Raw genomic sequence first — 19,730 nt, 5'->3', positions numbered from 1 at the left:
GCTGATCCACCCGTGCACCTCCTCCACCAGCGCGGCCCGCTGCACGACCTCCCGGACACTTCGGAGGCGTACGACACCGTCCTCGCCGACGTCGTCGAGCAGGCCCTGGCCCGGCTCACACCGGAGGGCAACCTCGAACACCCGGACTGCGTCGACGACATCGGCGACACCTCCCTCGGCATCACCTCGCTGCTGGCCCTGGCCAACCAGCGCACCCAGGACCCGCGTCTTCCGGAGGCGGTCCTGCGCAGCCTGCACTTCCACCTCCGCGAGCGGGTGTTCACAGAGGACAACCCTGGCTACCCGAACCTGAAGGTGCGCAACTCCGGTCTCCCGTACGCCCGTTACGTGCTGGAGGCCGGGGCGCATCCCATCGGCGACTGGCCGAGCACGGTGTGGGCGCTGCTGCAACTGGTCAACGTCGTCGAGGTGGGCGACCGGATCATCCATGACGAACTCCGACACGAAATGGTCGAGTTGGCGCACGGCTATTGGCGCTGGCTCACCGAGGCGACCTTCTTCAACCCGCAGGAGGCCGGCAACCAGGCCATCGGCTGTGTGGTCGGCGGCCTGATGCTGGCCCGCCAACTCCACGGCGACGAGGGGAAGGCCGTCCGTGAGCGCGCCCTGAGCCTGTACCACGACGAGATCCGCGCCCACCGTGTGAGCGACCGGGGCGCCCTCCTGCCCCCCGAGCACGGCGGCGCCTACGACAACAACTACGGGCCGATCTCCCTCTCCTTCCTCGCCCAGGCCCACCGGATCAGCGGCGAGCAGGTCTTCGCCGAGGACGGCGAGGCGCTGGCCCGGTACATCGACGCCCGCCTGACCAACGGCGGGTTCGACAACGGCGGTCCGCGCTACAGCGAGCAGCACTCCGCCTTCGAATCGGTCCTGGGGCTGCGGTACTTCGGCGCCCGTATCGGCTCCGACCTGGGCCGTTACCGGGGCGACAGCCGCTGGGCGCGGCACGCGTGCAAGCCGGACGGCGGGGTCGACGGGCACTTCGCCTGGATGCTCGTCTGGCAGATCCAGGACGCCACGCGCTGGCACCGCGAGCCGTCGACAGAGCCCGCCCGGCATCAACTCCGCGCGGGCACGGTCTCGGTGGCCTTCGACGACCGTATGACCCCTGCGGTCGTCGAGGCGGCGGGCACCTACTACCTGCCCGCCGCCGTGGGCCGCCAGCACGGCTTCGGTCCGGTGCTCGACGGCTTCGTGTTCTGCCGCCCCATGGGCGAGGTCCGGGTACGGGACCTGCGCGCCGGCGACCTCACCGCCAAGCTGGTCACCAAGCCGGTCGTCGGCCGCGACCACGTCCTGCGGCACGTGCGGTCCCTGTACGTCACCGACGGCACGACCCTGTGGACGACGGTGGCCGTCGAGCGCTTCGACGGGACGCCTTACCTGCTGGCCGGACTGCCGTATGCCGAGGACGACGGTGACCGGGTGCGCCGCACCGCCGCGGCGACGGCCTCCTCGGCGGGCCCCCTGCGCCTGACCCACCCGCAGGAACGGGGCGCGGAGCACTTCGACGCCCGTACCGAACTCACCCAGGAGCAGGCCGCGTTCGCCCTCGCCGCCGACCCGCGCGGCTACGGCAACCCGGACGAGGGCTGGCGGCACCTGGTGAGCTCGACGGCGCTGGAGGCGGACCCGATCCCCGACGCGCCGGAGGACCTGCACGTGTTCGCCGTCCGGTACGGCTCCGAGCAGCCGATCACCGTGTCGGCCGCCTGGACCGAGGAAGGGCTGACCATCCGGACGGACGCCTTCACCGCGGTGATCGGGCCGGACGACGAGCAGGGCGAGCCGGAGCTGACGTTGCGCGCGGTCAGCCGCTGAGACCCGTGCGGGACGGGCGTTCCAGTGCGGCCACCGGCACCACCAGGTCCGCCCGGTCCCGAGTGGCCGCGACCAGCTCGGCGTTGGGCTGGTCGCTGCGCAGCACCCATGCCACCGCCTCCTCATGCCCCTTGCCGAACTCCTCGTGCCGGGCGACGAGCCGCCGCAGGCGCTCCTCCTCGTCGAGCTCGCAGAACCACACCTCGTCCAGCTGCCGCCGCACCCGGGGCCACGCGCCGCTGTCCAACAGCAGGTAGTTGCCCTCCGTCACCACCAGCCGGGCCGTCGGCAGCACCGGCACCGCGCCCGCGATCGGCTGCTCCAGTACGCGTTCGAACCCGGGCGCGTACACCACCTCGCCGTACTCCTCCTCGCGCAGCCGCCGCAGCAGGGCCGCGTACCCGGCCGCGTCGAACGTGGGAGGCGCACCCTTGCGGTCCCGCAGGCCGAGCCGCTCCAGCTCGACGTCGGCGAGGTGGAAGCCGTCCATGGGGACGTGCCCGACCCAGGGCTCGCCGGTCCCGTTCAGCTCCCGCACCAGGTGCTCGGCGAGGGTCGTCTTGCCCGAGCCGGGGCTGCCGGCGATACCGAGGATCGCGCGCCTGCCGGGGCGGCCGAGGGCTCGGGCACGGGTGAGGAGGTCTTCGAAGGTCAGCGGCACACCGCAGAGTGTGTCACCCGGCGCCGCGTCTGCGGTTGACGCTCGGACTGCGCGAGAAGGCGGGCAGTCGTGTGGTGGCCCACGAACGCCACTCGTTGCCGCACGGCTGACTCATGTGGTGTGCGCCACGATGTGGATGCCCCCGCACGGGGAACCGAACGGGTATGACACAGCTCGGTCTCCCCGAAAACATCCAGGCCTGCCTCTTCGACCTCGACGGGGTCGTGACCCGGACAGCCGTGGTGCACGCGGCCGCCTGGAAGGAGACGTTCGACGCGTTCCTGCGCGAACGCGAGGGCGACGACTTCCGGCCCTTCGACGCGGGGGCCGACTACGACGAGTACGTCGACGGACGCCCACGCGCCGACGGCGTCCGAACCTTCCTCGCCTCCCGGGACATCGAACTGCCCGAAGGCCGGCCGGACGATCCTCCTGACGCGCCGACCGTGAACGGCATCGGCAACCGCAAGAACGCCCTGGTCCTGGAGAAGATCCGCACCGAGGGCGTCGAGGCGTACGACGGCACCCTGCGCTACATCGACGCCGTGCGCGCGCAGGGCCTGCGCACCGCGATCGTCTCCTCCAGCGCCAACACCCGCGACGTGCTGCGCTCGATCAAGGCGGAGCACCTCTTCGACGTGAGGATCGACGGCGTCGTGGCCGCCGAGCGCGGGCTGCCGGGCAAACCGCACCCCGACACCTTCCTCGCGGCCGCTCGCGACCTGGGGGTCGAGCCGTCGCAGGCCGCCGTCTTCGAGGACGCCCTCGCCGGTATGGACGCCGGCCGCTCCGGCCACTTCGGATACGTCGTCGGCGTCGACCGCGTGGGACAGACCGACGCCCTGTACACGCACGGAGCGGACCGGGTCGTCAAGGATCTCGCCGAACTGGGAGGCAGGGCGTGATCACCAACAGGGCGTACACCGTCGAACCGTGGAATGTGCGCGAGACGCGCCTCGACCTGGACGTCCTCGCGCAGAGCGAGTCGGTCTTCGCGCTGTCCAACGGTCATGTCGGCTGGCGCGGCAACCTCGACGAGGGCGAACCGCACGGCCTGCCCGGCTCCTACCTCGGCGGGGTGCACGAACTGCACCCGCTGCCGTACGCGGAGGCCGGATACGGCTACCCGGAGTCCGGCCAGACCGTCATCAACGTCACCAACGGCAAGGTCCTCAGGCTCCTCGTCGACGACGAGCCCTTCGACCTGCGCTACGGCCGTCTCGTCTCCCACGAGAGGGTGCTCGACCTGCGGCGGGGCGTGCTGGAGCGGACCTGCGAGTGGACCTCGCCCGCCGGGTCCACCGTCCGGGTGCGCTCCACCCGCATGGTCTCGCTCACCCAGCGGGCCGTCGCCGCGGTCGCCTACGAGGTGGAGGCCGTCGACAGCCGTTGCCGTGTGGTGATCCAGTCGGAGCTGGTCGCCAACGAGAGCCTGCCCGGCCCGAACGGCGACCCGCGGGCCTCCCAGGCGCTGAAATCGCCGTTGGAGGCCGAGGAGGACGTCGCAGTCGGCCACCGACTGCGCCTGGTGCACCGCACCAGGCGCAGCGGGCTGCGGGTGGCGGTGGCCGCCGACCACGAGGTCACCGGCCCGGAGCGGACCACGGCCGCGAGCGAGAGCAACGTGGATGTGGCCCGGCTGACGATCACCTCGGTGCTGGAGCCCGGCGAACGCCTGCGGGTGGAGAAGCTGGTCGCCCACGGCTGGTCCGCAGCCCGCTCGCGGCCCGCGATGAGCGACCAGGTCGAGGCGGCGCTGGCGGCGGCCGGACACAGCGGCTGGCAGGGCCTGCTGGAGGACCAGCGGACCTACCTCGACGACTTCTGGGCGCGCGCGGACGTCGAGGTCGAGGGCGACGAGGAGATCCAGCAGGCCGTCCGCTTCGCCCTCTTCCATGTACTGCAGGCCGGGGCACGCGCCGAGCAGCGCGCCATCCCCGCGAAGGGCCTGACCGGCTCCGGATACGACGGCCACGCCTTCTGGGACACCGAGACCTTCGTTCTGCCGCTGCTCACCTACACCGCGCCCGAGGCCGTGGCCGAGGCGCTGCGCTGGCGGCACAGCACCCTGGACGCCGCCCGGGAACGCGCGGTCCAACTCGGCCTGGACGGCGCCGCGTTCCCCTGGCGCACCATCGAGGGCTCGGAAGGCTCGGCGTACTGGCCGGCCGGCACCGCGGCCTTCCATGTGAACGCCGCCGTCGCCGACGCCGTCGTGCGCTACACGGCGGCCACCGGGGACGAACGCTTCGAGCGTGAGGCCGGCGTCGAACTCCTGGTGGAGACGGCCCGCCTGTGGCGCTCACTCGGCCACCACGACCACCAGGGTGCCTTCCACATCGACGGCGTCACCGGCCCGGACGAGTACAGCGCGATCGCGGACGACAACACGTACACCAACCTCATGGCACGCGTGAACCTGTTGGCCGCCGCCGACGCCTGCGAACGCCATCCGGACTCGGCGGAGCGCCTCGCCGTCGACGACGAGGAGAGCGCGGCCTGGCGGGACGCGGCCGAGGCGATGCACATCCCGTACAACAGCGAACTCGGCGTGCACGAACAGCACGCCGGGTTCACCCGCTACCAGCGCTGGGACTTCGCCGCCACCGGCCCGGACCGGTACCCGCTGATGCTGCACTTCCCGTACTTCGACCTCTACCGCAAACAGGTCGTCAAACAGGCCGACCTGGTGCTGGCCATGTACACGTGCGGCAGCTGGTTCGACGAGGAGCACATCGCCCGCAACTTCGCCTACTACGAACCCCTGACCGTCCGGGACTCCTCGCTGTCGGCGTGCGTCCAGGCCGTCATCGCCGCCCAGGCGGGCCATCTGCGGCTCGCCTACGACTACACGGCCGAGGCCGCGCTCATGGACCTGGAGGACCTGGAGCACAACACGCGCGACGGGCTGCACATAGCGTCGCTCGCCGGTACCTGGACGGCCCTGGTCGCCGGATTCGGCGGTCTGCGCCGGGACGGCGACTCCCTGCGCTTCGCACCGAGTCTGCCGGAGCGGCTCAGCCGGCTGGCCTTCCACCTGCAACTCCTCGGCCGCCGCCTGCGCGTGGAGATCGGTCCCGACAAGGCCACGTACACCCTGCTGTCCGGCCCGCCCCTGACCATCCGCCACCATGGAACGCCGCTGACGGTGCACGCGGACGCCCCCGCCGTCGGCGCCGTCCCGCAGCCGTCGGTACGCCCCGCCCCGGAACAGCCACCGCACCGCAGCCCTCACTCCCGACCGACCGGCCTCGGGTGAGGGACGTCAGGCAGCCGGCCGTACCCCGCAGGGCACCGATGCCGTCCGCGGGTTATTTTGTGCCTGTTCGCAACGTTTTTTCAGGCGGCGCGGAAAGGGTGTCCCCGGATGACGTCCGAGCAGGTCGCCCTCGCCCCCCGCCGCCAGGCCTACTGGCAGACGGCCCTCACCCTCGCCGTCCTGCTGGGTTCCGGCTATTTCGCCCACCGGCACTGGCCCGTGCTGCACACGGGTGCCGTCCGGCTGGCCGTCGCCGACCAGGGCTGGCTGTTGCTGGGTGCGGTGGCCGCGGGAGGGACCTGGGTGTGCGCGGCGCTCGCCCAGCAGGGCGCGGTGCTACGGCGGTTGCCTCCGGGTCGGCTGCTCGCCGCGCAGTTCGCCGCCACCGCCGCCAACCAACTGCTGCCCGCGGGCGTCGGCGCGGGCGCGGTCAACCTGCGCTTCCTCATGCGCCGCGGGCTGCCCGTCGGCCGCGCGGCCGCTGCCCTCGCGGTCAAGGCCGCGGCCGGCGCCGTCGTCCGCGGCGCCCTGATCGCCGTACTCGCCGCGGTCTGCCCAGGTGTCCTGCGGGTGCCGCGGGTCTCTGGGGGAGTCGTGGCCGCCGCGGTCGCCGCCGCGCTGCTCCTGCTGGGCATCCCGCTGTGGCGCCGCTGCCGCCCGGCCCTGACGGCCGTAGCGGCGGACATCAGAGTTCTCCATGCCCGCCCGGCGCGGGCGACGGCACTGTGGGGCGGCTCGTTCGCGTTCGTCGCGCTCCACTCCCTCGTCCTCATCGCCGTCACCCGCGCCGTCGCCCTGTCGCTCGCCCCGGCGCGGGTGGCCCTCCTCTACCTCGCCGCGAGCAGCGCGGCCGCCCTGCTGCCCACGCCGGGCGGCCTCGGCTCCCTCGACGCGGCCCTCGCCTTCGCGCTCACGACCGCCGGGGCGCCCGGTGTCGCGGCCGCCTCCGTCGTGCTCGGGTACCGGCTCCTGACGGTGTGGCTGCCGCTGCTGCCGGGCCTGGCGGTGCTCGGCGCACTCGTCCGGCGCAAGGCGTTGTGAGCGACGACGGCGTTTCCCGGTGCCCTGCTTCAGGTAGGAGTCGTTTGTCGGCACGACGAGGAGGGGGAGTGGCATGGCGGCGAGTGACACCGGAGGGCGGCTGAGGGAGGAGTTCTTCACTCCCGGGACCGCGTCCTTCACCGCGTTCCTGGCCGAGCACCGCCCCGAACTGCTGCCCACCCGCCGCCCGTTCCCCGACGGTGTCCGGGCCGCGCCCGACCGGTTCCCGCACGGCACCACCGTGCTGGCCCTCACCTATCGCGACGGCGTGATGATCGCCGGCGACCGGCGGGCCACGATGGGCAACCTGATCGCCCAGCGCGACCTGGAGAAGGTGCACCCGGCGGACGACCACACCGCCGTCGCCTTCGCCGGCTCCGTCGGACTCGCCCTGGACATGGTGAAGCTGTACCAGGTCGAGCTGACCCACTTCGAGAAGATCGAGGGCATCCCCATGACCCTCGGCGCGAAGGCGAACCGCCTCGCCGGCATGATCCGGCAGAACCTCGGCCAGGCCATGCAGGGCCTCGCCGTGGTCCCGCTCCTCGCGGGCTACGACCCCGCGGCCGCCGAGGGCCGCAAGGGCCGCATCTTCAGCTTCGACGTCGCAGGCGGCCTCTACGAGAAGTCCGACTTCCACGCCGACGGCTCCGGATCGCCGTACGCCCGAGGCGCCCTGAAGAAGCTCTTCCGCCCCGGCATGGACCGGCGCGAGGCGGCCCTGGCCGCCCTTCAGGCGCTGTGGGACGCGGCCGACGACGACTCCGCGACCGGCGGGCCGGACATCAACCGGCGGATCTTCCCCATCGTGTCGGTCATCACCGAGGAGGGCTTCGAGCGGCTGCCCGAGCAGGAGACCGAGCAGCTCAGCCGGGAGATGGTGGAGCAGCGCCGCAGCCGTCCGGACGGGCCGAACGCAGCCCCCTGACCGGCGGGCTGCCGACCGCGCCTTTACCTTTTCATGACGGAGAGCGATCGCGGCCTTTACTGCACATGATTTGCAAGTACGAGAACATGGCGTGTGTGACGGCCACCCAAGACATCGCTCCGCCCGCTCCCGCCGCCGGCTCCACCTGGCACCGCGTCCGCACCTCCATGACGCGGGAGGAGTGGACCAGAGTCGGCGGGATGGCGGCGTTCGTCATCGCCCTGCACGTCATCGGGTGGTTCACGCTCGTCGGGATCGTCGCACCAGAGCACTACAGCATCGGTGAGAAGTCCTTCGGCATCGGCATCGGCGTGACCGCCTACACGCTGGGCATGCGGCACGCCTTCGACGCCGACCACATCGCCGCGATCGACAACACCACCCGCAAGCTGATGGGCGAGGGCAAGCGGCCCCTGTCGGTCGGGTTCTGGTTCTCGCTCGGGCACTCCAGCGTCGTCTTCGTGCTGGCGCTGCTGCTGTCGTTCGGGGTGAAGGCGGTCGCCGGGCCCGTCCGCGACGACAACTCCCGACTCCACGACGTCACCGGTCTGATCGGCACGACCGTCTCCGGGACCTTCCTGTACGTCATCGCCGCGATCAACCTCGTCATCCTGGCCGGTATCTGGAAGGTCTTCCGCCGGATGCGGCACGGCCACTTCGACGAGGCGGCCCTGGACGAACAGCTCAACAACCGCGGCTTCATGAACCGGCTTCTGGGCCGCGTCATGAAGTCGATCACCAAGTCCTGGCAGATGTACCCGCTCGGCCTCCTCTTCGGCCTCGGCTTCGACACCGCCACCGAGATCGCGCTGCTCGTGCTGGCCGGCTCGGGCGCCGCCTCGGGGCTGCCCTGGTACGCGATCCTGTGCCTGCCCGTCCTCTTCGCCGCCGGAATGTCGCTGCTCGACACCATCGACGGCTCGTTCATGAACTTCGCCTACGGCTGGGCCTTCTCCAAGCCGGTCCGCAAGGTCTACTACAACCTCACCATCACCGGCCTCTCGGTCGCCGTCGCCCTCCTCATCGGCACGGTCGAACTTCTCGGCCTGCTCGCCCAGAAGCTCGACCTGAACGGTCCCTTCTGGGACTGGGTGGCCGGCCTCGACCTGAACATCGTCGGCTTCGTCATCGTCGGCCTGTTCTTCGCCACCTGGATCGTGGCCCTGCTGGTGTGGAAGTTCGGCCGCATCGAGGAGAAGTGGACGGCGGGCCTGGCCCGGCCGGCCGAGCAGCCCGCCGAGTAGGCCCGGCCCTGCTCAGCCGCGCAGCTTCAGCTCCTTGCGCCACTTGGCGAGCTGATGTTCCGGATCTCCCGTGTACGACCACGGAGTCCGGGTGGCCCGGCGGCCCAGCATCCGCAGCAGGGCGGCGGCGACCTCCCTGTCGCCCGCCAGACAGGCGGCGTGCGTCAGGTAGTTGACGTCGCGCAGCTCCCCGGGCGCGATGGTGCCGTCCGTCCGGCCCATGATCCAGCGCTGCCAGGTGCGGCGCAGGTCACTGACGGCGCCGTCGTTGTTCCAGTGCTGCCCGAGACCCACAGAGGTCCGGCTGCCCTGGCCGGAGTCGACGGCGTGGCGGTACTCCTCCACGCGCGCGTACTGCACCAGCACCGGCAGCGCACATCCCGGGGGTGCCACACCGGCGGCGTCGCGGGCGAAGTCGTACATCAGGCCGTGACTGCCGTGCCAGCGCGCCGAGTAGTAGTGCAGGACCTGCAGATGGCCCTCCACGCTGTACGGGTCGCGCTGGTGCAACTCGTCCCACCAGCGCGCCAGTTCCTGCCGCCGCACCCCCTGCGGATACAGCCGTGCCACGGAGATCAGCGAGATCCACGGCGTCGGGTCGTCCAGGTACGACTGGGCCGCCTGCAGGCAAGCCGTCACCGCGGTGTCGATGCGGTGCTGGTCGATCGGTATGCCCCGGCCCGCCGCGATGGCCACGTTGAACGCGCGGGCCGTCTCGGTCGCCGCCCGCAGCACCATCGCGTCGGCGCTGTGGGGTTCGGCGGCCAGCCAGGTCTCCGCGGTCGAACTGCTCGCGCACGCCTGCGCGAGCAGGCGGACCCGGTGGCCGCGTGCGAGCCAGTCGGGGCCGGTGGTCCGCAGCAGGTCCCTGAGACCCTGCCAGCGGCCGATGACGATGTCCTGCGAGGCGTCGGTGAGGCCGGCGTCCCCGCAGTCGGGGTCGAAGTCCGGAGCGAAACGGTCTCGCGCCATCGGGGCCTTCCTCAGAAGTCGGTGGGGAGACCCTCATAGGCACGGGAGTTCGTGGCCGTCAGATCGTCGGGGACGTACTCTGCCTCCACCGTGCGGCTGGCGTCCAGTCGGGCCGGCCGGTAGTAGTCGCTGCCCTGCCTCCAGTACCAGAACATCGGCACGAGCCCGACGGCCAGCCCGCCGATCCCGATCGCGATCGCGGCGGTGGAGAGCTCGCTCAGCGACTCGACGAAGATCCAGAACATGAACAGGGAGCCGAACAGCGGCCACAAGCCGCCGAAGAGGAAGTTGGCCGGCGACTTCAGCAGCATCTTGCGGTACGCGACGACCGCCGCGAGGCCCGCGAGGCCGTAGTAGACGGCGATCTGCAGACCGATCGCCGCGATCGCGTCGGCGAGGATGTCGCCCACCGAACCCAGCGCGTTGGAGGCGATGAACATCGCCAGCGCCACCCCGCCGACCACGGCGATCGCCACATGCGGCGTGTTCCAGGTGCGGTGCGCCCGGCCCAGGGCGGAGGGCATCGTGCGGTCGCGGCCCATCGCGAACAGGGAGCGCGTGACCTGGATGAGGGTCGTCTCCAGCGTGGCGATGGTCGACAGCATCACCGCCACGATCAGCAGCTTGCCGCCCAGGCCCGGCCAGATCTCCTCGCCGAGCACACCCAGCACGTTCGCGTCGTTGTCGTCGATCTGCCGGGAGGTCAGGATGACGTTCACGGCGATGGTGAACACCTCGAAGAGCAGGAAGACGATGCCCACCCCGATCAGGCCCGCGAGTCCGGTCGTACGACGGCTGTTGCGGGTCTCCTCGCTCAGGTTGCTGGTGACGTCCCAGCCCCAGTAGTAGAAGGCGGCGACCAGCGCGCCCGAGGCGAAGCCCGCGACCCCGTCGAAGTGCGAGAAGCCGAGCCAGGACCAGTCGAAGGCCCGGGCGTTGTCGCTGTGGAAGAAGGCGAGTACCGCGAACAGCGCGAGGACGGCGAGTTCGATGCCGGACATGACGAGCTGGGCGCGGACGGTGAGCCGGGCGCCCCCCAGCACCACGAGCAGCATGACCACGAACCAGGCCGCGCCGACCACCGTCGACAGCGCCGTGTTGTCGGCGAGATGCGAGTCGAACAGGGCGAGCGTCATCGAACCGGCCGGCAGCGAGCCCGCGACCATGAAGATGGTCGCCGAGATCACCAGCGCCCAGCCGCTGATGAACCCGAGGAACGGATGGAGCGTGCGGCCCACCCAGGAGTAACTGGCGCCCGCGTTCACGTCGATGCGGCCGAGGTAGCTGAAGGCGAGGGCGATGCCCAGCATGGGTATCGCGCAGTACAGAAGAGCGGCCGGGCTGGCGAGCCCGACCGCGCCGACGAGGACCGCCGTGGTGGCGCCGATGGAGTACGCGGGGGCGCTGCCCGCGATGGCCATCACCACCGTGTCGAACGTTCCGAGGGCGTTGGCCTGTAGCCCTCTTCCCCTGTTGATGCTCATGGTTGCGCTGCTTTCCGTTCGTGCACGACGTCAGGCCGACCCGGCCCCGACGGCGTTGGGGGAGTGGGGGGTGGTGAACCCGCCCCGGACCGGCGGGGGTTGGCCTCGCGTCAGGGGTGGGGGAAGGCGTGGTGGATCGCGCTCGCCCGGTGCGTCGCCGGGCAGTCACAGCGTGTGTGCGAGTGATGATAGCCCCACTCTTTGACCTTTCAAGATTGACCAGGGGGTAACCTCACGCGCCGCCCGGGACGCCTGGGGAGACGTCCACGGGCGGCGAACGCACGCGCTGTGAACCGATGATCGGCGACGCCGGACGGGGACGTCAGTCGCCGATGTGGTCGATCTGCCGGAGCTTGTTGGTGGCGTCCAGGGCGGCGACCTTGTAGGACTCCGCGAGCGTCGGGTAGTTGAACACCGCGTCGACCAGATAGTCGACGGTGCCGCCGCAGCCCATCACGGACTGCCCGATGTGGATCAGCTCGGTGGCACCGGTGCCGAAGCAGTGCACGCCCAGCAGTTTGCGGTCGTCGGGGGAGACCAGCAGCTTCAGCATGCCGTGCGAGTCGCCGATGATCTGGCCGCGGGCCAGTTCGCGATAGCGGGAGATGCCGACCTCGAACGGCACGCAGTCCTCGGTGAGCTGGTCCTCGGTCCGGCCGACGAAGCTGATCTCCGGGATGGTGTAGATGCCGATGGGCTGGAGGTCGTCCATGTGCCCGACCGGTTCGCCGCAGGCGTGGTACGCGGCAGCCCGCCCCTGCTCCATCGACGTCGCCGCGAGTGCGGGGAAGCCGATGACGTCGCCGACCGCGTAGATGTGCGGGACCTCGGTGCGATAGTGCTCGTCCACCGTGATCCGCCCGCGCCGGTCCGCGGTCAGCCCCGCCTTGTCGAGGTCGAGTTCATCGGTCAGACCCTGTCGGCCCGCCGAGTACATGACGGACTCGGCGGGGATCTTCTTGCCGCTCTCCAGGATGGTGAGCGTGCCCCGCGGATGCCGCTCGACCGCGGCGACGGTCTCCCCGAACCGGAAGGTCACGGCGAGGTCCCGCAGGTGGTACTTGAGCGACTCGATGACCTCGACGTCGCACATGTCGAGCATCCCGGCCCGCTTCTCGACCACCGTCACCTTGCTGCCGAGCGCGGCGAACATGGAGGCGTACTCCATGCCGATCACCCCGGCGCCGACGATGACCATGGAGCGCGGGACGCGTTCGAGTTCGAGGACGTTGTCGGAGTCCATGATCGTACGGCCGTCGAACTCGACGCTGTCCGGCCGGGCCGGGCGGGTGCCGGTCGCGATGATGATGTTCTCGGCGCTCAGCATCCGTTCGTGACCGGTCACCTCACGCAGCGCGATGGTGTGCGGGTCGACGAACCGGCCGGTGCCGGCGAAGAGGGAGACGTGGTTGCGGGAGAGCTGGCTGCGGATGACGTCGACCTCGCGGCTGACCACGTGCTGGGTGCGCGCGGTCAGATCGGCGACGGTGATGTCCTCCTTGAGCCGGTAGCTCTGCCCGTACAGATCGCGCTGGGTGAGACCGGTCAGGTACAGCACCGCCTCGCGCAGCGTCTTGGACGGGATGGTCCCGGTGTGGATGGAGACCCCGCCGACCATGTCGGGGCGGTCGACGACGGCGACCCGGCGGCCGAGCTTGGCCGCGGCGATGGCGGCCTTCTGGCCGCCCGGGCCGGATCCGATGACAAGCATGTCGAAGTCGGGCACCCTCCGGAGTCTGTCAGCCCGAAGCCCCTCTTCGAAAGGGTGAACGGACAACGGTAGGCCCGAACCCTCCGTGATCATCGGCTGGTTGACTCCCGCCGACCCGGAATGCGTCGGGTTTTCCACAGCCCGCCCGCATTCCGCCACAAAGCGCGATAATGCCGCCATGGGCCATCGACTCGCCGACACGAGCACACCCGCCCGGCTGGCCGCCCCCGACGAGGGCATCGGCCGGGACGAACTGGCGCTGGCCACCCGCAACCACGGCCTCCCCCTGGAGGCGCTCCGCTACGACGTGACCCCGCCGGGCCTGCACTATGTGCTGACCCACTACGACATTCCGTACGTCCCCGAGGACACGCCCTGGCGGCTGACCTTGGCAGGCCGGGTGCGCCGTCCGCTGCAGTTGGACCTGGCCGACCTGCGGGCGTTCCCGCAGGTCACGACACGCGTGACGCTGGAGTGCGCGGGCAACGGTCGGGCCCTGCTGACCCCCCGTCCGGTCAGCCAGCCCTGGCTCGTGGAGGCGGTCGGCACCGCCGAGTGGACGGGCGTACCGCTACGGCTGCTGCTCGCCGAGGCGGGCGTGGAGGCCGATGCCGTCGACGTGGTCTTCACCGGTGCCGACCACGGGGTCGAGCGCGGGGTCGAGCAGGACTACCAGCGGGCCCTGCCGGTCGACGTGGCCACCGGCACCGAGCCCGAGGTGCTGGTCGCGTACGCGATGAACGGCGCCCCGCTGCCCCCGCAGCACGGGTGGCCGCTGCGGCTGGTCGTGCCGGGCTGGTACGGGATGGCGCATGTGAAGTGGTTGCGCGAAGTCACCGTCGCCGACGCCCCGTTCACGGGTTTCCAGCAGACCGTGGCCTACCGGCTGCGGCAGGAGTCCGGCGAGGAGGGCGAGCCGGTCACCCGGATCGTGCCGCGCGCCCTGCTCGTCCCGCCCGGCTTCCCGGACTTCATGTCCCGGGCCAGGGTGGTGCGGCCGGGCCCGGTCGAGTTGGAGGGACGCGCCTGGTCCGGGCGGGCACCGGTGACCCGGGTCGAGGTCAGCACGGACGCGGGGCACACCTGGCACGAGGCCGACCTGGAGCCGGACGGCGGCCTGCGGTGGGCATGGCGCCGGTGGCACTACGACTGGACGGCGACCCCGGGCGAGCACGAGCTCAGCGCACGGGCCACCGACGCGGAAGGGCACACCCAGCCGCTGCGGCAGCCCTGGAACCGCGGCGGCTTCGCCAACAACCTCGTCCAGCGGGTCCCGGTGCTGTGCCTGGAGCCCGACGGCCCGGGCGGCCCCGGCGCCGCGGACTGACGCGGCGCCGAGGCGTATGCGGAGCGTGCGCACGGCAGCGGCTTCTCCGCGGAACCTGCCTACGGCAGCGGCTTCTCCGCGGAACCTGCCTACGGCAGCAGCTTCTCCGCGGAACCTGCCTACGGCAGCAGCTTCTCCACGGCGGCGGGGCCCTCGGTCTCCAGCTTGTGGCGGGCCCATTCCAGACTGCGCGGCGTGACGTCCTTGCCCGAGGCGAGGACCAGGTCCTCGGGCGAGACCTCGGTGCCGGTACGGGTGTGGAGCAGGTCGTCCGGGGTGACGCGGTCCTCGGACGACCCGGACGCGTCGGGCTGTGACATCGGCATGATCTCTGCTCCTCGGGTCCGGATCGTGTGGTCGGTCCCGGTGCTGTACCCGGTCCCGATATCACCATTCAACGCCCGGGCCCCGCGTGCATCCGGAAGGGTCCCGAGATGCCAGAGTGATCGGGCGGGTGTCTCATGAGGATACGAGCGTCTGGCCGACGACAGGGAAGACGAGGGCCATGTCACCGAGCCACACCAGCGCCGGGGGAACGGGGACTGCCACCGGAGGGGTACTGCGACGGCTGGGCGAGTGGTGCGCCCGGCACTTCGTGATCGTCATCGTGGCGTGGCTGGTGGCCATCGTGGCGCTGCAGATCCTCAACCGGTCGTTCGGCGGTGAGTACTCCGACAACTTCTCGCTGCCCGGAGTCCAGTCCCAGCAGGGCCTCGACGTCCTGAAACAGCACGACCCCGCGGCCGGCGGATACAGCAGCCAGATCGTCCTGCACGACGGACAGAAGTCGCTCACCGCGCTCGGCTCGCAGATGTCCACGACGGTCGCCGACCTGCAGAAGCTGCCGCACGTCCTGTCGGCCCAGAACCCCCTCTCCACCCCCACGTCGAAGGTCGGTCCCCTCTCCTCCGACGGGAAGACGGCGTACGTCACGGTCCGCTTCGACGTGCAGCCCTCCACGCTGGGCGACGGCTATCTGTCCGGCGTCGACAAGGCCGTGCAGCCGCTGCGCTCGGCCGGCGCACAGGTCGAGTACGGCGGCCCGCTCGGCGAACTGGCCCGGCCCCAGCCGGACGACCGCGTGAGCGAACTGATCGGCTTCGGCGTCGCGATCGTCGTCCTGCTGGTCGGCTTCGGCAGTGTGATCGCCGCCGGCATGCCCCTGCTGACCGCGCTGGTCAGTGCCGTCGGCGGACTCGCCTGCCTCGGGCTGCTGGCGGCGGCCTTCACCTTCGCCACCGTCTCGCCGACCCTGGCCACGATGATCGGCCTCGGCGTCGGCATCGACTACGCCCTGTTCCTGGTCACCCGTCACCGGCAGAACCTCATGGACGGCGCCGACCCGGTGCACTCGGCGGGCCATGCCACCGCCACCAGCGGACGAGCCGTGCTCGTCTCCGGCTGCACGGTGATCATCGCCCTCGCCGGACTGTACGCGTCCGGCGTGAGCTTCATCGGCAAACTGGGTCTCGCCGCCGCGACGACGGTCGTCTCGGCGGTCATCGGCGCACTGACCCTCGTTCCGGCGCTGTTGGGTCTGATCGGCAGACGCATCGACCGCTACCACGTCCGCCGTCCCGTCGCCGAGACCGACGCGGCCGCGGGCGCCGAGCCCCAGGGCACCTGGCACCGCTATGCCCAGCGCGTGGAACGCAGGCCCTGGCAGTTCCTGGCCGCCGGCGTCGTGACCGTCGTGGTCCTCGCCATCCCGGTCTTCTCCATCCAGCTCGGGCACATCGGCGACGGCGCCGATCCCACGTCCTTCACCGACCGCAGGGCCTACGACCTGATGACCGACGCGTTCGGCCCCGGCTCCAACGGCCCGCTCACGGTCGTCATCGACCAGACGACCGTGCCGTCGTCGCAGCGCTCCGCCCTCTCCTCGCAGGCCCAGAAGACCCTGAACGCCGTCGCCGGGGCCTCCACGGTCACCCAGCTGACGCCGACCAAGGACGGGGACGTGCTGATCGGCACCGTCTACTCGAAGCAGTCCCCGCAGAGCGCCTCCACCACGGACCTGACGAACCGTCTGGTCGACCACACCCTCCCGGACGCGGTCTCCGGCACGAAGGCCAAGGGCTATGTCACCGGCACGACGGCGGCACAGGTCGATTTCCGCGACATCGTCGCGAGCCGACTGGCCCTGATCATCGGCGTCGTGGTCGCGCTGGCGTTCCTGATCATCCTGGCCGTCTTCCGCGGCCTGCTCGTCGCGGTCAAGGCGGCCGTCCTCAACGTCCTGTCCATCGGGGCCTCGTACGGCGTCGTCGTGGCCGTCTTCCAGTGGGGGTGGGGCGGACCCGCGCTGGGCGTCAACGGCAAGGTGCCCATCGAGAGCTATGTGCCGATGATGATGTTCGCGATCATCTTCGGACTGAGCATGGACTACGAGATCTTCCTGCTCTCCCGCGTCCACGAGTCCTGGCTGCGCACGGGAGACGCCAAGGCCTCCGTCGCCCATGCGCTCGAGATCACCGCGCGCGTGATCACCTGCGCGGCGCTGATCATGGTGAGCGTCTTCGCCGCCTTCATCGTCAGCGACAACATCGTGGTCAAGATGCTCGGACTGGGCCTGGCCGTGAGCGTGTTGATCGACGCGACCGTCGTACGGCTGCTGATGGTGCCGGCCGTGATGACCCTGCTCGGCAGCCACGCCTGGTGGATTCCGCGTTGGCTGGACCGGATCCTGCCGCACATCGACGCCGAGGGGGACCAGGAGCAGGCCGCGGCCCCGCAGGACGCCGGCGAGCGCCCCGTGACGCGGACGTGAGATCGGGGTGCCGCTCGCTCGCGGCAGGCGGACCCACTGTCCGTGCCGGGTGGCAAGCTGGTCGGTGGCGTGATCGTCGGCGGCGGGCGTGGGAGGCGCAGTGGGGTTCGATGGCGAGGTCTGGCGGGTGCACGGCGACGCGGAGGCGGTCGGGGAGATCCTGATCGACGAAGCCGACTTTCCGTGGCTGTCGGGGAGATTCGCCGCCGGTCCGGGCTTCGAGGCCGTTCGGGAGCTGTTCGCTCGCGAACTCGCCCTGGCGGAGCGGGACGAGGACGAGGAGGCGTGGGAGAAGGCCTACGACGAGGTCAGACGGCGTGTCGCCCTCTCCTCGCCGCAGGGCCCGGTCCCCGAGTTCCTGCTGCACATCGAGGGCGACCGGGCCTGGTTCCGTTGGAGCGACGAGCCGTTCGAGGAGCGTCCCGGTGACGAGGCGGAGACGGCCGGACTGTGACGGTACGTCAGCTTGTGGCATCCTCCAGGCGGGCCTCGGCCTCCGCCAGGATCTCCGTGACCCGCAGCCCGAAGGCCGCGTCGCACGGGTGCGGTTCACCGGTCTCCACGGCGGCGAGCAGTGCGTCGGCGGCGTGGACGAGGGCCGTGACCGCCCCCTCGGAGCTCTCGGGGAGCAGCGCCACCCCTGCCGCGCCGCGCAGTTCGACGCAGGCGCCCGCCGCCGCCGGCGGGGCCGACAGGCTGAGGGTGAGCGTGCTGGACGCGCCGCCGACGTGGTCGAGGACCAGATGGACCGTGTCGCGGGGCCCGGGCGCCGCGGCCGTCACCCGCCGGGCGTCGCCGAGGACCGGCAGCAGCACCGACAGCGCGTGGGGCCCCACGTCCCACAGCGCGCCCTTCTCCTGCCGCCACGGCGAGTCGGCGAACGGGCTGCCGCTCTCCTGGCCGAACAGTGCTCCGAGCCACTGCGCGTGCGCCGTGAACCAGTCGTCCACCCCCGCCCGTTCGGCGATCCACGCCGCGGGTTCGGTCTGGAAGCGGGTGGTGAAGAAGACCACCGAGGCGACCCCGGCCTCCCGCACGGCGGCCACCACGGCCCGCCCCTGCTCCACCGTCGTCGCGACGGGCTTGTCCAGCAGCAGATGGCATCCGGCCCGCGCCGCGCGCACCGCGAGATCCGCCTGCACGGACGGCGGCAGTGCCACGGCGACCGCGTCCACGTCGGCGAACAGCGCGTCGGCGTCGTCGTAGGCGCGCGTGCCGAACCGGTCGGCGAGTTCCTTCGCGGCCTCCGGACGGCGGCCCCACACCCCGGCGAAGTCCAGTCCGGCATGCTCGCTCAGGGCGGGAGCGTGAGCCATCCCGGCCCAGGGGCCGGTACCGAGCAGTCCTATGCGCATGCCGCCGCCTCTCCGTCACGCCGCCCGTCGTGGCGGCTGCTCGGCAGTGAGCGTCGCACACCGACCGGCCGGGCGTGCAAACCGAGTGGGGGGCCTCGCGATTCAGTGGTCCGGCTGCTGAATGCGTTCTCTTTCCTCTATTGGACCTCCGGCCCACGGGCGGGTCAGGCTGGACGGTGTTCCGGTGCCGCCTCGCTCCCTGTCCGGCGGGCGGACGCCGTTCGGTTCCGCGCGACAGCCGAAAGAGGTCACGAGCACATGCAGACCCGCCGCATCGGGGACGTCGACGTCAGCGCGATCGGGCTGGGCGGTATGCCCATGTCGATCGAGGGCCGGCCCGACGAGGCCCGCTCCCTGGCCACCATCCACGCCGCCCTCGACGCCGGTGTGACCCTGATCGACACCGCGGACGCCTACCACCGGGACGCCCACGACGTCGGCCACAACGAGACGTTGATCGCCAAGGCTCTCGCCTCCCACGACCGGGGCAAGGACGTCCTGGTCGCCACCAAGGGCGGCCATCTGCGCCCCGGGGACGGCAGTTGGACCCTCGACGGCAGCCCCCGCCACCTCAGGGAGGCCTGCGAGGCGTCCCTGCGCCGGCTCGGCGTGGAAGCCATCGGGCTGTACCAGTTCCACCGTCCCGACCCGAGGGTGCCGTACGCCGAGTCCGTCGGCGCGGTGCGGGACCTGCTCGACGAGGGCAAGATCCGGCTGGCCGGCATCTCCAACGCCGACCCGGACCAGATCATGGAGGCCAACGAGATCCTCGGCGGGCGCCTGGTCTCCGTACAGAACCAGTTCTCCCCGGCTTTCCGCTCCAGCGAGCCGGAGTTGGAGCTGTGCGACGAGCTCGGCATCGCCTTCCTGCCCTGGAGCCCGCTCGGCGGTATCTCTCGCGCCCGTGAACTGGGCGCCGGCTACGCGCCGTTCGCCCGGATCGCCGGGGCCCACGGTGTGAGCCCGCAGCGCGTGTGCCTGTCCTGGATGCTCGCCAAGTCGCCGGTGGTCGTGCCCATCCCGGGCGCCAGCCGCCCCGAGACCATCCTCGACTCCCTCGCCGCCACCGAGCTCGACCTCAGCGCCGAGGAACTCGCCGAGCTCGACGGCATCTGACACCCCGAGGTCACCAC

At 71.3% G+C, this 19,730-nt stretch carries 16 protein-coding genes; 10 read left to right on the top strand and 6 right to left on the bottom strand.

Annotation, left to right across the window (positions count from 1 at the left end):
• Window positions 1-12 precede the first annotated feature (12 nt).
• Window positions 13-1,845, top strand: coding sequence for a hypothetical protein (locus ACWC09_RS07950; RefSeq protein ID WP_450849649.1), 1,833 nt, complete (start codon window positions 13-15; stop codon window positions 1,843-1,845).
• Here the strand turns inward: ACWC09_RS07950 and ACWC09_RS07945 are convergent.
• Window positions 1,835-2,506 carry a nucleoside/nucleotide kinase family protein gene (locus tag ACWC09_RS07945; protein ID WP_450849647.1) on the bottom strand — a complete coding sequence of 224 codons (672 nt, stop codon included), beginning with the start codon at window positions 2,504-2,506 and terminating at the stop codon, window positions 1,835-1,837. The genes ACWC09_RS07950 and ACWC09_RS07945 overlap by 11 nt on opposite strands.
• A gap of 164 nt (window positions 2,507-2,670) precedes the next feature.
• Between ACWC09_RS07945 and ACWC09_RS07940 the strand changes: the two genes are divergently transcribed.
• The 5 genes from ACWC09_RS07940 to ACWC09_RS07920 all read left to right on the top strand — a co-directional run bounded on the left by ACWC09_RS07940 (window position 2,671) and on the right by ACWC09_RS07920 (window position 8,978).
• The gene (locus ACWC09_RS07940; RefSeq protein ID WP_450849645.1) at window positions 2,671-3,411 is read left to right on the top strand and encodes an HAD family hydrolase; all 741 of its coding nucleotides are present in this window, start codon (window positions 2,671-2,673) and stop codon (window positions 3,409-3,411) included.
• Window positions 3,408-5,765, top strand: a complete 2,358-nt coding sequence (locus tag ACWC09_RS07935) for a glycoside hydrolase family 65 protein (protein WP_450849643.1) — start codon at window positions 3,408-3,410, stop codon at window positions 5,763-5,765. The genes ACWC09_RS07940 and ACWC09_RS07935 overlap by 4 nt, the downstream gene beginning before the upstream one ends.
• Window positions 5,766-5,873: 108 nt before the next feature.
• Window positions 5,874-6,806 (top strand): lysylphosphatidylglycerol synthase domain-containing protein, encoded by a 933-nt coding sequence (locus tag ACWC09_RS07930; protein WP_450849641.1) that lies wholly within the window; start codon window positions 5,874-5,876, stop codon window positions 6,804-6,806.
• Window positions 6,807-6,879: 73 nt separating this feature from the next.
• A complete protein-coding gene (prcB, locus tag ACWC09_RS07925; protein ID WP_450849639.1) occupies window positions 6,880-7,734 on the top strand; it encodes a proteasome subunit beta in 855 nt (284 codons plus the stop codon).
• Between the two features lie 167 nt (window positions 7,735-7,901).
• Window positions 7,902-8,978, top strand: coding sequence for a HoxN/HupN/NixA family nickel/cobalt transporter (locus ACWC09_RS07920; RefSeq protein ID WP_450849815.1), 1,077 nt, complete (start codon window positions 7,902-7,904; stop codon window positions 8,976-8,978).
• A gap of 12 nt (window positions 8,979-8,990) precedes the next feature.
• Here the strand turns inward: ACWC09_RS07920 and ACWC09_RS07915 are convergent, their stop codons facing one another.
• From ACWC09_RS07915 to sthA, 3 genes are all read right to left on the bottom strand, one after another.
• A complete protein-coding gene (locus ACWC09_RS07915; protein ID WP_450849637.1) occupies window positions 8,991-9,950 on the bottom strand; it encodes a hypothetical protein in 960 nt (319 codons plus the stop codon).
• 11 nt (window positions 9,951-9,961) lie between these two features.
• The gene (locus ACWC09_RS07910) at window positions 9,962-11,434 is read right to left on the bottom strand and encodes an APC family permease (RefSeq protein WP_450849635.1); all 1,473 of its coding nucleotides are present in this window, start codon (window positions 11,432-11,434) and stop codon (window positions 9,962-9,964) included.
• A gap of 322 nt (window positions 11,435-11,756) precedes the next feature.
• Window positions 11,757-13,160 (bottom strand): Si-specific NAD(P)(+) transhydrogenase, encoded by a 1,404-nt coding sequence (gene sthA / locus ACWC09_RS07905; protein WP_450849633.1) that lies wholly within the window; start codon window positions 13,158-13,160, stop codon window positions 11,757-11,759.
• Window positions 13,161-13,323: 163 nt separating this feature from the next.
• Here sthA and ACWC09_RS07900 point away from each other — a divergent pair, with 163 nt between their 5' ends.
• A complete protein-coding gene (locus ACWC09_RS07900; protein ID WP_450849631.1) occupies window positions 13,324-14,472 on the top strand; it encodes a sulfite oxidase in 1,149 nt (382 codons plus the stop codon).
• Window positions 14,473-14,591: 119 nt separating this feature from the next.
• On the opposite strand, the gene ACWC09_RS07895 is transcribed toward ACWC09_RS07900, so the two are convergent.
• Window positions 14,592-14,798, bottom strand: coding sequence for a hypothetical protein (locus ACWC09_RS07895; RefSeq protein ID WP_450849629.1), 207 nt, complete (start codon window positions 14,796-14,798; stop codon window positions 14,592-14,594).
• 179 nt (window positions 14,799-14,977) lie between these two features.
• Between ACWC09_RS07895 and ACWC09_RS07890 the strand changes: the two genes are divergently transcribed.
• Window positions 14,978-17,242: an MMPL family transporter gene (locus ACWC09_RS07890; RefSeq protein WP_450849627.1), complete on the top strand. Its 2,265-nt coding sequence runs from the start codon at window positions 14,978-14,980 to the stop codon at window positions 17,240-17,242.
• A 100-nt stretch (window positions 17,243-17,342) separates the two neighbouring features.
• A complete protein-coding gene (locus ACWC09_RS07885; protein WP_450849625.1) occupies window positions 17,343-17,696 on the top strand; it encodes a hypothetical protein in 354 nt (117 codons plus the stop codon).
• Between the two features lie 7 nt (window positions 17,697-17,703).
• On the opposite strand, the gene ACWC09_RS07880 is transcribed toward ACWC09_RS07885, so the two are convergent.
• The gene (locus tag ACWC09_RS07880) at window positions 17,704-18,597 is read right to left on the bottom strand and encodes a Gfo/Idh/MocA family protein (RefSeq protein ID WP_450849623.1); all 894 of its coding nucleotides are present in this window, start codon (window positions 18,595-18,597) and stop codon (window positions 17,704-17,706) included.
• Between the two features lie 258 nt (window positions 18,598-18,855).
• Between ACWC09_RS07880 and ACWC09_RS07875 the strand changes: the two genes are divergently transcribed.
• Complete coding sequence (locus tag ACWC09_RS07875; RefSeq protein WP_450849621.1) at window positions 18,856-19,713, top strand: aldo/keto reductase; 858 nt, start codon at window positions 18,856-18,858, stop codon at window positions 19,711-19,713.
• Window positions 19,714-19,730 lie beyond the last annotated feature (17 nt).

It is taken from the genome of Streptomyces sp. NPDC001617 (assembly GCF_053596855.1).
The sequence above is the reverse complement of the archived record's forward strand: the minus strand, read 5'-3'. Positions and strand labels throughout refer to the sequence as shown.

Coding starts and splice junctions, on each gene's coding strand:
- ACWC09_RS07940 (WP_450849645.1), top strand. CDS start 2,671: ATGACACAGCTCGGTCTCCCCGAAAACATCCAGGCCTGCCTCTTCGAC.
- ACWC09_RS07880 (WP_450849623.1), bottom strand. CDS start 18,597: ATGCGCATAGGACTGCTCGGTACCGGCCCCTGGGCCGGGATGGCTCAC.
- ACWC09_RS07875 (WP_450849621.1), top strand. CDS start 18,856: ATGCAGACCCGCCGCATCGGGGACGTCGACGTCAGCGCGATCGGGCTG.
- ACWC09_RS07895 (WP_450849629.1), bottom strand. CDS start 14,798: ATGCCGATGTCACAGCCCGACGCGTCCGGGTCGTCCGAGGACCGCGTC.
- ACWC09_RS07930 (WP_450849641.1), top strand. CDS start 5,874: ATGACGTCCGAGCAGGTCGCCCTCGCCCCCCGCCGCCAGGCCTACTGG.
- prcB (WP_450849639.1), top strand. CDS start 6,880: ATGGCGGCGAGTGACACCGGAGGGCGGCTGAGGGAGGAGTTCTTCACT.
- ACWC09_RS07920 (WP_450849815.1), top strand. CDS start 7,902: ATGACGCGGGAGGAGTGGACCAGAGTCGGCGGGATGGCGGCGTTCGTC.
- ACWC09_RS07915 (WP_450849637.1), bottom strand. CDS start 9,950: ATGGCGCGAGACCGTTTCGCTCCGGACTTCGACCCCGACTGCGGGGAC.
- ACWC09_RS07900 (WP_450849631.1), top strand. CDS start 13,324: ATGGGCCATCGACTCGCCGACACGAGCACACCCGCCCGGCTGGCCGCC.
- ACWC09_RS07890 (WP_450849627.1), top strand. CDS start 14,978: ATGTCACCGAGCCACACCAGCGCCGGGGGAACGGGGACTGCCACCGGA.
- ACWC09_RS07910 (WP_450849635.1), bottom strand. CDS start 11,434: ATGAGCATCAACAGGGGAAGAGGGCTACAGGCCAACGCCCTCGGAACG.